This window comes from Pseudoalteromonas sp. S2755 (assembly GCF_005886535.1).
In the GTDB taxonomy this organism is placed as follows: domain Bacteria; phylum Pseudomonadota; class Gammaproteobacteria; order Enterobacterales; family Alteromonadaceae; genus Pseudoalteromonas.
This window is the reverse complement of record NZ_PNDS01000124.1, coordinates 1-13472: the sequence shown is the minus strand read 5'-3', so window position 1 is coordinate 13472 and position 13472 is coordinate 1. Positions and strand designations below refer to the sequence as shown.

Below are 13472 nucleotides of genomic sequence, written 5' to 3'. Positions count from 1 at the left end.
AGCACTATCAACTTCGTGATGGATAGATACCATCCAATACAATTTGCCAATTAACAACTTGTAATGGGTTAAGAATACTAAAGCTTTGTGATGCACCAGTATCATTAACCACAACACTGCCTTCAACACTGCCACCATCTACACTTAATCCACCAAGCTCCGTTAGTGTGGGCGCAGGTGAGAGGCCTTGCTGCTTGTAATACATTGGGCTATTCGTGTTACTTGCTAGATAAGCTGTAGCGTCTGGAGTATTTGTGTTTGCATTATTTGTTGCTGCTTGAAAAGAGCTTGTCACTCCGCCGCCAGTCGGAACAAAAACAGCAGTATGAGTATGTTTTGGTAACTGAGTTGAGGTCAACGCTATATCTTCCAAACCAAAGCGCATACCTAGTCTGTAGTCTCTGCCTCCTGGCATGATCCCCATACCTACGGGGCTACGACCTCTCAAGTCAGGTATACCAAAGGTGGTGCGAGCATCACCACCATATAAATCGCCGAGAAGGGAAAATAATGCTGTGTTTTGACTAACTGCCAGTAGCTGCCCCAAACAAATTGACCAATTGCGAATTGCAAAAGAGCCACCAAAAGGTCGCATCGTACCGATATATGAATCTGTTGACATATTTAGTCCTCTTAAATTGATATATTGCTTATCAGTGACAGGCGGACTGCTATAACGACTCTCGAGTGTCACATCAATTATATTGTTTACAAAAACTTAGTTTACTTGCTAAAAAGCCTATATGGTTTATTTACTCAGGCTGCTCAGCCTCACCTTGTGGCTCAGCCATTGGGTTCACCGAAAATACTGGCGGAACAAACAACTCAGGAAGTGCAACCTGCCGAACGCCCCCCGTTGACACCTTTCCTAAACACACAGTACCAACATCGTTCACCTGCAAAGTTACCTGCGCAATCTCTGCTGAACTTGGGAAACGCCAGTACAATTCAGACGTTTTATAACGGATCAGCACCATTTGCTCGCATTGGTCAAAATCATCTGGATGCTCACAAAACTTATCGTGGTATTCAGAGAGTTTTTGTTCACCCATAAACTGCACCAACAGACTTCCCATTCCAGGAACAGTTAAAATTGCAGACTCTCCACGCTCTACTACTAACTCTCCTTTCCCCTCAAGCTTGGCAATGGTTTCGGACGATTCAGGGCTAGGCAAAGCGCCATTGTTATATGGATATGCTGCTAGGTCATAGCCATAATTATTGGTAAGTTCTATCTTAATCTTCATTTGTTATCTCGCATCTGAAGTGTTATCCAGAGCACCGCACACATGGAATTACGATAACAGCCCAACTTCTATTTCCTTTCACGCGACTTTGCTCACCATCTTTAATATTATTTTTATCATTAACTTGTTGACTATGAAGCCAACATAGCTAGATCAAAGAAAAGCCTGCATCTAGCCCAAAAATCACAGCAAACCTATAACCATCAAAGAGTCCTTGCTGTGTACCAATAACATCCAAACACACAGCACCATCAAGCGTTTTAATAACTAAGCCTTCTCTTCGGCTTAGTTGAATAACAGTACCTACTTTCACACCCTTGATATCACACTTAACCTCACTCGCTTGTAATACTTGAAACATCTCTTCTCTTAGACGAAAGGTGGCACAGCCAACATCTACATTACCGGCTCGGCACATGTTCACTATTTCCAAAGTAGGCTGTTTACACCAGTTAATAGCCAGCTGCTGCGGTTCGATCATAGGTGCAAAATACTCAAAGCATGTGTCTTGCTCACGCCAAGTAATAGCTTCTTGCTCTACCAGTTGACAAAATGTGTCGAGTAAATGAGGTAAAGCTTGCGAGACTTTTTGATTAACTATGCTTATCGTATCGAAAGGATGAATAGTGAGGTCAATATCGGTAGCGATATCTCCGCTATCTACTTTTGATGTAACACGATGCAACGTAAGCTTAGTGGCTTGTTCACCGTTTCTAATTTGCCAATAGAGGGGAAAAGGTCCTCGATATTCAGGTAGAGGACTAGGATGAATATTGACTAGACTGCCATCAAAATAGCTGATCAACTTTTGTTTTATAATATGTCTAAATAGGTAAATTACACCGCGATTAGCGCCTAGCCTGTCCAAATCCGCAATAAGGGTCGTATCGTCATATTGGTTATACTTTAAAGTGGGGATCTGCGCTTGATGCAGTAGCTGCTGCAATTGCATTAAATCCGGATTCGGCTCAGCATCCACTAAAACTACACATGCTAATTTATTGCTTTGTTGGAGGTATTGGATCGCCGATAAACTCTGACAGCTGCCTGTAAACACTGCATATTTTTGCATTATACACTCCCCTGTACTTTTACTGGCACAAAACCCGGTAATCCAGTCAGTTGATAGTAGAACTGAACCGTATCCCCGCTACTAGCAACAAAGTGAGTGTGTTCAATGTCTTTAGGTTTAAGGTCTATATAAACGCTCGTATCCGGTCTTGGGTGTGTGATCCCTGAATCATATTGGCCAACCTCTTCTTGCGCGAAGGTTTCTATGTGAGCATAGACCGCAAAGATACGTTTGCTCATATCTTCAACACCCGTAGGTAGGACAATTTGATTCGCAGGTATTACTTTAATGCCATCTTCGAGTTCAAGCTCTTTCATCTCTAACAAGGTGGACTTATTGATCTTAAGGATTTCGCCTAGATCCACTCGGTCTTGTTGTGCCTCATTTCCTACATTGCTTGAGTGGCTGTATTCTTGCGTTTTCCATTGTTGGTTAAACTCAGTTTCCCCAACAACCATCATACCTCTTACCGACACATTTTGCGGGATCATCCAACCGTCTAGGGATAAGTATTTTACTAAATGTTTGGCAATACTTAATTGGCCCTCTTTAGTAAAGCCATGTTGCATCGCTTCTAACACTAAAAGATCGATAGCATTTTGAGGCTCAAATATGGTCGCATCAGCCTCTTCAATAAGCAGTACATACTCTTCAAGCTGCAAGTCACTGACGAGCTGTTTAAGCGTTAATATTGCACCGGGCTGAATATCAACAAGCGTCACTTGAATTTGGCTCGGCTCAATTATTTGAGTCTCTTTGTAGTAGCTAAGTAAAGGCAGTAATAGAGGAGCGAAAGGACCACAGGCAGGATACAACACATTAACTACGGGTTTATTTTTTAACTTACCTTGAATCGCTTTGTCGAGTCCGCGGGCATACCCCTTGATCCGGTAAACATCCTTTATTGTGTGCTTACAGTTATAGGGTGACATAATCAGCCCCGTCGCGGAAATATACTGATGAGTGAGCACCTCTTGGCTTAATTCTGCCATCGCCATAGATTGCACTGCATTATCGTACATCGTCTCAAAAGCACTAACCAACTCTTGGTGTGTAACAGTTTGCAGATCAGTTAAAACCAGTGTTATTGCGTCAACAAAACTCTTTTGCAATAGTTTTTGGCGTTCACATACGGTAAGTTTTGATTTTAAAAGTGATTGAAGCTGATTTCTAATTGAGTGCTTTAATAGGTCATCAATCTGAGGGTCGATGAAATCTACCCTTGTATTGTTTGCTAACTGCTGTTTTTCCATAGATATTATTAGCTCCACAGTTCCTTAAAGTCGGATTTGCTGATGCTTTTTAAAGCATTCAGCAGGTGTTTCCTAACTGTTTCTCTAATGAGTGTAGTCAAGCACAAGTAATCTGCTAATTTTTTGATCAAACTTCGGCTTAGAAATAGTATGCCGATGTAAACACCATAAAAATAAAGTAAACATGTATAAATCATCACTTCGATTTAGTAGTAATGAAGTGAGTTCCATTGAGCCTGGAAAGTTACATTACGCGTCTCATTTAATTAAGCCAGAAACAGGTAAAAACCAAAAAAATTAGGTAGTTACCTTAACACTTCTGTTACTATACTGAGATTATGCCAAAAACATAAAGAATAAAGAATTACACAACATTACAGCAAAATGTAATAACGTTTTCACAAAGAATCTTACTTCTGAAAACCGTAGATTTGCTCACACCTGTTACAGTGTTCAAAAAAGCGCATACCTATTTTATTTTTTTGAATAATTGAAATCTTGATGCTAGACAAGTATTTACATTCCAATTACCCTATACCATTAACAAAAAATAAGAATTAGTAATCATATGTCTCTGACACAGTTTTCGGATAGCCATATTGTCGATGTTTTCCAGTCTGACAAATACCAACTACTTGAAAAAATTGGAGAAGGTGGATTCGGTAAGGTTTTTAAGGCGCGCCAAATAAACACGGGGCAAATCGTTGCACTAAAATTTTTGGCGTTAGAACCACAATTGGAAGCGACGAAAAAGCATAGATATGCGGAACGTTTCAACCGTGAAACCTTACTTTGTAGTCAATTAAATCATCCAAATATCGTACGATTATTAGATAAAGGACAATTAAATGAAAATTTAATGTTCGGGGTATTCGAGTATGTAGAAGGACAAACATTACGAGACTACCTAAGTCAAAATGGCGCGATTGATTCTGTGTATGCAACCGACATCATGTTGCAAGTTTTAGATGCGCTTATTCATGCCCATCAACAAGGTGTTATCCACAGGGACATAAAACCAACCAATATCATGCTTAGCCAGTCTGGTGCAAAGACTTATGCCAAAATACTTGATTTTGGTATTGGTACACTGGCACAAGAAACCCGCCAGCATGACTTTGAAACAATCACGCTTACACAAGAAACATTGGGCACACCTTCTTACAGCGCACCAGAGCAATTACGTGGTGAGCCAGCCTCGGCTAAATCTGATCTGTATGTCTGGGGTTTGGTATTTTTAGAATGTTTAACCGGCGTTCCAGCGGTAACTGGCACAAGTGTCGCCTCTATTTATCACAAACAATTAAGCGATGTACACATTCCAATTCCAAGCGCACTACTTGGCCACCCTCTTGCGGGGCTTCTCAGACGCGTACTAAATAAAAGCGCGTTAGAGCGCGTGATCACCGCAACAGAAGCATTCTCTGAACTTGCACGAATGAATGTATCGAACCTTGTAGGTGTGCTAAATGATGTTAAAGCTCAACATGGTTACGACGAAACCACAGTAATGATCCGTAATGACGATCCTAACCATCGTGCCATTCAAGAATATACGGCGCTTACTGAGCGCAAGCAGCTCACCGTTCTTGCGGTAAGATTAAGTGTTAAAGCACTCGACAATCAAGATAAAGACTTTGATGTCATCGACACGGTTTATAAATCTCAACGCAATCACTTTATTGATATCGCGACTCGTTACGGCGCTTATCACGTGGGTAACCTCGCCGATACCAGCTTGTTTTATTTTGGCTACCCAGTTAGCAGCGATAACGATGCGCGGTTATCTGCCCGTACCGCACTTGAAATGATAAGTGAGCTTGCCAAACGTAACGCACTAATGCAAGAAGCCCACAGAGTCGCACTTAACGCTCACATCGGTATTCATACCGGCGTATTTATTACCTACGCCAATGCCGTACCTGAAGGTCATCACGCAAATATTGCAGCAGCACTCTCCCGTGAAGCTGGCGAGCGCCAAATCTTATGTAGTGCAGAGTCACGCTCACTTCTTGATGCTTTTTCAGAATTTAATTTGTACGGTCAATTGCAAGTCGGTCCATTATTTGAACTTACGCCGGTTTATAACTTGCAAGGAGAACGTCGCATCGAAGCGTTTGGCTTTATGCGTGGTACAAAGAACCATCATGAACTTGTAGGTCGTCACCTTGAGCTCGAACAGACACTTTCACTCATTAATAACGAAGTCGAAGGTGCAACCCGCATCGCCCATATTCATGGTGAAGCTGGCATAGGTAAATCTCGGCTGCTGCAAGAAGTTCGTGCTAATACGCCGCAATATCAGCATTTAGTCGCACAGTGTTTACCTGAGCATCAAAATAATGCTTTGTATCCAATTTTAACATTGGTCAAGTACCTCTTTAACACCGAACAGCTTGACGCTCATTCAGCCAATACCGTTTTTAGTTATGTATTATCAAACATGGATAGTGAGCTCGATTTAGCGCAGGCTATCCCTGTGTTGCTAGTTTGGCTCAATATCTCACTTGGTGATGAAATTACGCCTTCTACACTTTCTCCCGATGAGCAGAAGCAAGTATTGTTTAAAGGGCTTTGTGCACTGTTAAAGTCAAATCGTCACGGGCTCAGTAAATTTAAACTTTACATTATTGAAGACATTCACTGGGCAGATAGCACCACCCTAGAGTTTTTACATCACTTTGTTGGCGCTCTAGCTTCAGGTGATGTACTACTAAGTACTTCGAGACAAGCTGTGCCTAATCAGTTAAAAGACCTCACCTTAGTTGATGTTTGCCTAAAAAAACTAACCGAGAAAGCCACCGAAGATTTTATCATTAACTTGTTTGATGGCCGCCGAGTGTCAGAGCAAGTTCTCAAATTACTTACCAGTCGCACCGACGGGATCCCGCTATTTATTGAAGAACTCGTCAATATGCTAAAGCAAAAGGCATTAGTTGGAGATAAAGGCGGAGAGATTGACTTTCTTGCACCAGATAAACTTGACCAAGTACCTACGAGTTTAAGGGAGTCATTACAACAAAAGCTAGATAGTCTTAGTCACGCCAAAGAAACAGCGCAACTAGCAGCCACAATTGGCCGAGAGTTTGAATATGATTTACTCGTTGCGGCATCTTCTTTAAGCGAAAACCAGATTCAAAACGACTTAAATGAGCTGGTAGCAAACGACCTTATCGTCCACCAACGTCGTGTTGATAACGATAGCTATATTTTTAAACACGCTTTGGTACGTGATGCTGCCTATGAAAGTATGGGTAAGCATGAATCGCATGCACACCACATGAGTATAATTGAGGTGCTCAACAATACAGGAATGAGCCAAAAGCAACCACTGCTTACAACCCACCATTTAGCAAAAGTGGGAGAACATGATGCGGCTGTTGAATTATTACTAACATCAGCAAAAAGCGCCGCTGCGATTTATTCTGTCGCAGAGGCCAGTATTTACTATGCAGAGGCATTGAATTTCTTCCAAAATGGGTTAATCGATAACCAGCCTTTACTCCATAAGATTAAAAATGCACTTGCCTCATCTAGGATTGCATACAATGGTTGGCTAGATACGTTGGCAAAAAAGCACGTGCTTCAAAATATCAGTGAACTCGCCACAATTTTAGACCCTAAAGAGCGCTTCATTACGATGAGAGGCGAATGGCTGCACGCCTACGCTACCGGTGATATTTTAAAAGCTCATAATATAGGATTACAGCTGCACGAAAACAAAAGCGAATATCCACCTCACCAACACCCAGTAATCTTCGAGCTTTTATCGCAATCCTACTTTTCACTGGGGGAGTTTGACAAAGTAATAGCGCTTGTCGATACGTTACCAAAAGAAGGCTTTTTCGATAATAGCTCTCAAGCCATAACTGATAATTACGGCTTTTGCTCTGAACTTACTTGTATTGCTTTTAAAGCTCTATCACAGTTGCTCACTGGTAAGATTAATTTGGCTGAAAGCGCTATGAATAATTTAGCTGAACTTTCCAAAGATATAAATATAAATGATATTAGCTCAGCAACAAATGGAATATGGGCGTGGTTTAAGCTAATACATGCTTCAATACAAAATGATTCCATTAATTTTAAAAAATATCAAGATGAAGCAAAAAATTACTCATCAACAGGGGTAAGCCTTGCAAAAAACTCTAATAACGCAGGCTGGTTGGGTTATAATAACATGCTCAACTACTTGGCAAATTTAGATGATATAGATAGCTTACAAGAATTCGAAGAAAAAATATCAAGCTTTGCTGGGTATCGTTCACATCGAACTTTTTATTATTACTTTTTATATAAAGTATTACTGTTTAATAAAAACACAATGAAAGATGATGCTTATAATGAATACTTAAATGATAAGGCTAGCACTAAAACCTTATACCTCCAAAACTATGAAAATTAGGAAATGAAAAATGAGTGATAATACAAAACTACCAACTGGTTTAATCTCTTACATCTATAATGTAACTAACGATGAAGCTTTGAAACAACGAGCGACCGATAACTTGGCTGAAGTGATGGCTGAGTTTGATTTAACAGCAGATCAAAAACGCATTATTACTGAAATTTCTTTAGAGACTGGATTGACAGATGATCTGTGGGATCAACTATCTGCAGAACTAAGACCTGAAGTTCAACACACAATAAAAACAATTTGGTAATACATAGGAGCAGCGGGTGATTTTTAGCTTAATCAAGCGTGTATTTTTTTGTCGTGAAACTCTGTCAACTTTACAGGAACGATTTAGTTGTTTTACTTTGTAAAATTCTAATGTTATTAACATCAGAAACAGAACAAAAAATAGACCAAACATTAAGTTAAATTGGTATTTCACCCGCATTCATCATGAAATATAGTAAAAGTGAGCTTTATAGCATTGCACTTGATAGTGAGGTTCAACATCTCAATCACACAATAACGGAAAAGCTTCAGCCAATTGTAAATGGCATTCCTGAAAATATACATGCAATATGTTTTGAAAAGAGAATTGATCAGTTTGAAGAAGCAGTTGATTTCCTAGTATGCTATTACTGCTCTCCTCATAATTTAGATAGCGTTTTATCTTATATAAACCAAAAACTTCCAAATGAATACGCCCACAGAATAAACAAGTTTATAAAGAGGAGGAAGCTTTCTTCTACTTACAAACCTGTAAACTTAATATGGTTTAGCTTTGATTGGGAAGATGGTCGTTATAGCATAGTTCCAACATTTTGTATAAGTACACAACATTGTCAGTTTGCTGACTTCAGCCTATTAAGCGCATTTATAATTAACGCATCTGAGTTTTTAGCTCCTGAATTTTTAAATAAAACAAAAGAGTTACTTCCTAGTTTAGAGAGTACTAGGATAAACCACTTCAGCTTTACATTTGGACGAAAGGAATTTAGAGCTAAATTCGTTTTTAAATTAGAAACATTGAAACTTCCCGGTTTACTCAAAGATCTAGACTGGAAAGGAAACTTATATCTACTGGAACAGTTATTAAATGCTATTGTTCATGTATCAGATGAAATACAAGTTGGGCTTTCCTATTCAACGGAGTTGTCAGAAAAAATTGAAATTGAACTGCCTTGGATCACAAACCTTGACGAAAATTATCTACATGACAGCTTTTTGAGCGCACTTAGAAAAATAACAGACAAAAAATTAAGCACTAACTTAACTCCTTGGCTCAACCTGAAAGTACAAACTGGTTACTATATAAAAATAACCCTCACATCAACATCTGAATTTAATATCAAATCATATTTATATTCTTCACCTTATAAGAAAAGGAAATAACCATGAAAAGTGTAATAGCGAAGCTCTCTTTACTATTAGTAAGTGCTGGTACTTTTGCTACTGAATACAGCATTTTTCCAGATTGGCTAGTCAAAGACGAATGCACATTAACTGAGCCCTTTCCTTTTCCTAACGACTTGACTCAGCTAAAACCTTACCCTCTTGACGCATACAATAAGTTAGTGAAGTCATGTGAAAAGTTAAAACCCGTAAAACCCTCTGAATCGAAGAAGCTTGACTATTTGGATCATCGCTACGCACTATTTTCATGGTTGAGCTTTATTGCACTAAACAGGCAATTGGACGAAAACTATAAGCTCACACAAAATAATCTAAAAGTGTGTACTGCCGACTCAGGCGCCAACTGCCCGCCTCCACTTTGGATAAACTGGCGTGAAACCGAGACCATTTTCACAGTAGATGCAACGCCTCCGGTAAACTGGGATATATCCAAAAACTTTGCCATGATGCAGCCTTTATCTGCTGTGGAACAAGTTGCGCCTAAAAATGAACCGAAAAAACATGCTATTTTAACCGATCAAAAAAACAATCCTGTTTATTATCAAAAGTTCGTCAGTCCATATGTTTTCAATTTTATTACTAAAAACAAACTATATAGCATAGATGGCCAAATTGAATTCGCGAATAACCCGACTTATAGTTGGGCGTGCAAAAGTCAGCAGGCAAGTAATATGTGTATCAACATGAATACTATTGGCTTTTTAGCTTGTTCCGACAAATCTTCACTACCAACTTGTAACTTGCCACAAAACTTGACAAGTTTTGACCCTAAGCCGCCAGGCCTTGCTATAGAGATAAAGGTAGCTTGGAAATTGCTAGATGAGTCAGATGACCCTAGTAAATATATTCGAGCCAAACTACCCGTAAAGCGCTACAACCAGATACAAAATGGCGAAGCTGGTTCATTTAAAATCGAAGAAAAAGAAGTTGGCGTTGTTGGATTTCATATAATGCAGAAAACTGGCACGTCTAGTAACTGGATTTACGCAACTTTTTCACATCAGAATAATGTTTGGGGCAACTCACCAACATTTTTCAACAAGCAATGCCCAACATGCGCAATCAATCATCCAGTAGGAGGCACTAAGCCTACTCAGGTGATGCGATTAGAGCAAATATCACCTGTTGTTGAGCAAGTGAACCAGCATATTTCTAAGTTGTTTAAACAAGAAAACGCTGTCCTTCAATATTACAAACTGATTGGTACCCAGTACTCAACTAATAACCGAAGTAAGCCAATGACTGATATTAACGGCCAAGCAAGTGATACGATTGAAACCAAACTCATTAATTATTCGGGAGGAATGCCTCACCCAGTTTATTTGACCAATGAAGTGATTGAGACATTTTTACAACTAGGAAACCAACCTCAAGGTAAAAAAGAAGCGCTTTATTATAAAAGCTCCTCTTGTATGAATTGTCATGCGGCAGGCGGGATCGCAACTGAATGCGATAAGAGTACTGGCAAACCAATATTTACACCACGTACAGCAGATTTCTCTTTTATATATCACGATGCAAAGACACAGTTTAAAAACCAAAGCTGTATCAAAGAGGAAAAATCAAATTAAGGTTTTTAACCTGAGGTTCGTGGCTTAGTTAGCTACTACAGTTAATGTGTAACCACTAAATACACACCAGTCTATCAAACAGTAAAAGCAAGATAAGCAGTCATGCTATCTTGCTTTTACTTAGAAAAATAAAGCTTAGCGCTGCGCTAATTTCCCTCTTGCTGCATGAAGCTTCTTATAACTTTCAATAAGACGCAGATGCTTATCCAAACCTTCCAGCTTCATGTTAGTTGGCGTTAAGCCATAGAATTTCACATCGCCATTAATTGAACCAATAACCGCATCCATCACGTCTTTAGAGAACATGCGAGTGAAGTTGTGGATGTAATCTTCAATTTCTAGCTCTTCATCCAACGCGACTTCAAGCGTGGCGTGCATTGCTTGATAGAATAAGCCACGCTCAACCGTGTTGTCATTAAACTGCAAGAAGGTTTCAACTAATTCAATGGCCGCTTCGATATCGCCAAGCGCTAGATAGATTAAAATCTTAAGCTCAAGAATAGTGAGCTGACCCCACACCGTATTTTCGTCAAATTCAACGCCGATAAGGGTGATAATGTCGATGTAATTATCAAGCTGGCTGTCTTCTAAGCGCTCAACCAAGTTAGCTAATGCTTCGTCATCTAGTGAATGGATGTTAAGAATATCTTCGCGGTACTGCAGTGCTTTATTGGTATTATCCCAGATGAGATCTTCGGCTGGATATACTTCAGAAAATCCTGGGACTAAAATTCGGCAAGCGATCCCTAAGTCTGTAAATTCCGCAATGTAGGCTTCTTTACCTAACGTCTCTAGAATGCCAAATAACTTATCGCATTCCTCTTCATTAGTGCCTGTAAAATCCCACTCAACAAAGTCGTAATCGTGCTTCGCACTAAAGAAGCGCCATGAGATCACGCCCGTTGAATCGATAAAGTGCTCAACAAAGTTCTCCGGCTCAGATACGGCCATGCTGTTAAACGTAGGTTTTGGTACATCGTTTAAGCCTTCAAAGCTACGCCCTTGTAACAGCTCGGTTAAGCTTCGCTCAAGCGCCACTTCAAAACTTGGATGCGCTCCAAAAGAGGCAAACACACCGCCTGTTTTAGGATTCATCAGGGTCACACACATTACAGGGAATTGACCGCCAAGAGACGCATCTTTAACCACGACTGGGAACCCTTGCTCCTCAAGTCCTTTGATCCCTTCAACAATACCTGGATATTTAGCAAGTACAGACTCTGGCACGTCAGGCAATACAATTTCCTGTTCGATGATTTGCTTTTTCACCGCGCGTTCAAAGATCTCAGATAAACACTGCACTTTCGCTTCAAACAGGTTATTGCCAGCACTCATCCCATTACTTAGGAATAAGTTTTCTATTAGATTTGATGGGAAATACACAGTTTCACCATCTGAATGGCGAGTGTACGGAATAGAACAAATACCGCGCGCTACATTACCTGAATTTGTATCGATTAGATGTGAACCGCGTAGTTCACCTTCTGGGTCGTAAATTTCACGAGTGTAGTCGTCTAAAATTTCAGTAGGAAGCGCATCATCAGCTTCGGGTTTAAACCACTTTTCGTTCGGGTAGTGAACAAATTCAGCATTTGCGATTTCTTCACCAAAAAACTGATCATTATAAAAGAAGTTGCAATTTAAACGCTCAATAAACTCACCAAGTGCTGAGCATAGCGCGCTTTCTTTGGTTGCCCCTTTACCATTGGTGAAACACATTGGTGAAGCAGCATCACGAATATGCAAAGACCAGACGTGTGGCACGATATTACGCCATGATGCAACTTCAATCTTCATGCCTAAATCCGACAGGATCTTGGTCATATTTGCGATAGTCTGTTCCAGCGGAAGATCTTTACCTAGGATAAAAGTGCTGTCGCTTTCGCTGGTATCAACCATCAGCATAGCCTGCGAGTCATCTTCAAGGCTTTCAACCGCTTCCACTTGGAATTCAGGTCCTGTTTGGATCACTTTTTTAACAGTACAGCGATCAATTGAGCGCAGGATACCTTGGCGGTCTTTTTCAGAAATGCTTTCCGGAAGCTCCACCTGAATTTTAAAAATTTGGTTATAACGGTTTTCAGGATCAACGATGTTGTTTTGCGCTACGCGAATTCCATCCGTTGGAATGTCACGCGCATTACAATACACCTTCACAAAGTAAGCAGCACAAAGCGCTGAAGAAGCTAAAAAGTAGTCAAATGGACTTGGTGCTGAACCATCGCCTTTGTAGCGAATTGGCTGATCCGCAATGACAGAAAAGTCGTCAAATTTGGCACCGATTCTGAGATTGTCGAGGTAATTTACTTTGATTTCCATTGGAAGGTTCCGGTGTGTTGCAATCGAAAACGCTAATTGTACTTGAGGATGGGTAACCACGCCAATGGTAGTTTCAAGCTTGTGGTTTAAAACGTAAATAGTGAAAGAATGCCAGTGGAGAACCCAGACAAAAATATTTACATTTGATAGCAAATGGTTAAAATACCAACTCTAAAAAGTAAGGATAATTAAATATTATAT

The 13472-nt window shown here is 40.0% G+C and carries 9 protein-coding genes; 4 read left to right on the top strand and 5 right to left on the bottom strand.

Annotated features, from left to right (window positions below; all coding sequences use genetic code 11):
• Positions 1-7: 7 nt before the first annotated feature.
• The 4 genes from CWC03_RS18180 to CWC03_RS18165 form a co-directional block, all read right to left on the bottom strand.
• A complete protein-coding gene (locus CWC03_RS18180; RefSeq protein WP_138583080.1) occupies positions 8-622 on the bottom strand; it encodes a phage tail protein in 615 nt (204 codons plus the stop codon).
• Between the two features lie 130 nt (positions 623-752).
• A complete protein-coding gene (locus CWC03_RS18175; RefSeq protein WP_138583079.1) occupies positions 753-1247 on the bottom strand; it encodes a hypothetical protein in 495 nt (164 codons plus the stop codon).
• A gap of 148 nt (positions 1248-1395) precedes the next feature.
• On the bottom strand, positions 1396-2319 hold the full coding sequence (locus tag CWC03_RS18170; RefSeq protein ID WP_138583078.1) for a methionyl-tRNA formyltransferase: 924 nt from the start codon (positions 2317-2319) through the stop codon (positions 1396-1398).
• Positions 2319-3572, bottom strand: coding sequence for an SAM-dependent methyltransferase (locus CWC03_RS18165; RefSeq protein WP_138583077.1), 1254 nt, complete (start codon positions 3570-3572; stop codon positions 2319-2321). The genes CWC03_RS18170 and CWC03_RS18165 overlap by 1 nt, the downstream gene beginning before the upstream one ends.
• A gap of 568 nt (positions 3573-4140) precedes the next feature.
• Between CWC03_RS18165 and CWC03_RS18160 the strand changes: the two genes are divergently transcribed.
• The 4 genes from CWC03_RS18160 to CWC03_RS18145 all read left to right on the top strand — a co-directional run bounded on the left by CWC03_RS18160 (position 4141) and on the right by CWC03_RS18145 (position 10952).
• Positions 4141-7977, top strand: coding sequence for a TOMM system kinase/cyclase fusion protein (locus CWC03_RS18160; RefSeq protein ID WP_138583076.1), 3837 nt, complete (start codon positions 4141-4143; stop codon positions 7975-7977).
• Positions 7978-7987: 10 nt separating this feature from the next.
• Positions 7988-8236, top strand: coding sequence for a hypothetical protein (locus CWC03_RS18155; RefSeq protein ID WP_010605248.1), 249 nt, complete (start codon positions 7988-7990; stop codon positions 8234-8236).
• 185 nt (positions 8237-8421) lie between these two features.
• Complete coding sequence (locus CWC03_RS18150; protein WP_138583075.1) at positions 8422-9360, top strand: hypothetical protein; 939 nt, start codon at positions 8422-8424, stop codon at positions 9358-9360.
• Between the two features lie 2 nt (positions 9361-9362).
• Complete coding sequence (locus CWC03_RS18145) at positions 9363-10952, top strand: hypothetical protein (RefSeq protein ID WP_138583074.1); 1590 nt, start codon at positions 9363-9365, stop codon at positions 10950-10952.
• A 135-nt stretch (positions 10953-11087) separates the two neighbouring features.
• On the opposite strand, the gene CWC03_RS18140 is transcribed toward CWC03_RS18145, so the two are convergent.
• Positions 11088-13271 (bottom strand): OsmC domain/YcaO domain-containing protein, encoded by a 2184-nt coding sequence (locus tag CWC03_RS18140; RefSeq protein WP_138583073.1) that lies wholly within the window; start codon positions 13269-13271, stop codon positions 11088-11090.
• Positions 13272-13472: the final 201 nt, after the last annotated feature.

Bases quoted from the DNA above. Each gene is read 5' to 3' on its own strand.
- CWC03_RS18140 (WP_138583073.1), bottom strand. From the start codon at position 13,271: ATGGAAATCAAAGTAAATTACCTCGACAATCTCAGAATCGGTGCCAAA.
- CWC03_RS18145 (WP_138583074.1), top strand. From the start codon at position 9,363: ATGAAAAGTGTAATAGCGAAGCTCTCTTTACTATTAGTAAGTGCTGGT.
- CWC03_RS18175 (WP_138583079.1), bottom strand. From the start codon at position 1,247: ATGAAGATTAAGATAGAACTTACCAATAATTATGGCTATGACCTAGCA.
- CWC03_RS18180 (WP_138583080.1), bottom strand. From the start codon at position 622: ATGTCAACAGATTCATATATCGGTACGATGCGACCTTTTGGTGGCTCT.
- CWC03_RS18165 (WP_138583077.1), bottom strand. From the start codon at position 3,572: ATGGAAAAACAGCAGTTAGCAAACAATACAAGGGTAGATTTCATCGAC.
- CWC03_RS18170 (WP_138583078.1), bottom strand. From the start codon at position 2,319: ATGCAAAAATATGCAGTGTTTACAGGCAGCTGTCAGAGTTTATCGGCG.
- CWC03_RS18150 (WP_138583075.1), top strand. From the start codon at position 8,422: ATGAAATATAGTAAAAGTGAGCTTTATAGCATTGCACTTGATAGTGAG.
- CWC03_RS18155 (WP_010605248.1), top strand. From the start codon at position 7,988: ATGAGTGATAATACAAAACTACCAACTGGTTTAATCTCTTACATCTAT.
- CWC03_RS18160 (WP_138583076.1), top strand. From the start codon at position 4,141: ATGTCTCTGACACAGTTTTCGGATAGCCATATTGTCGATGTTTTCCAG.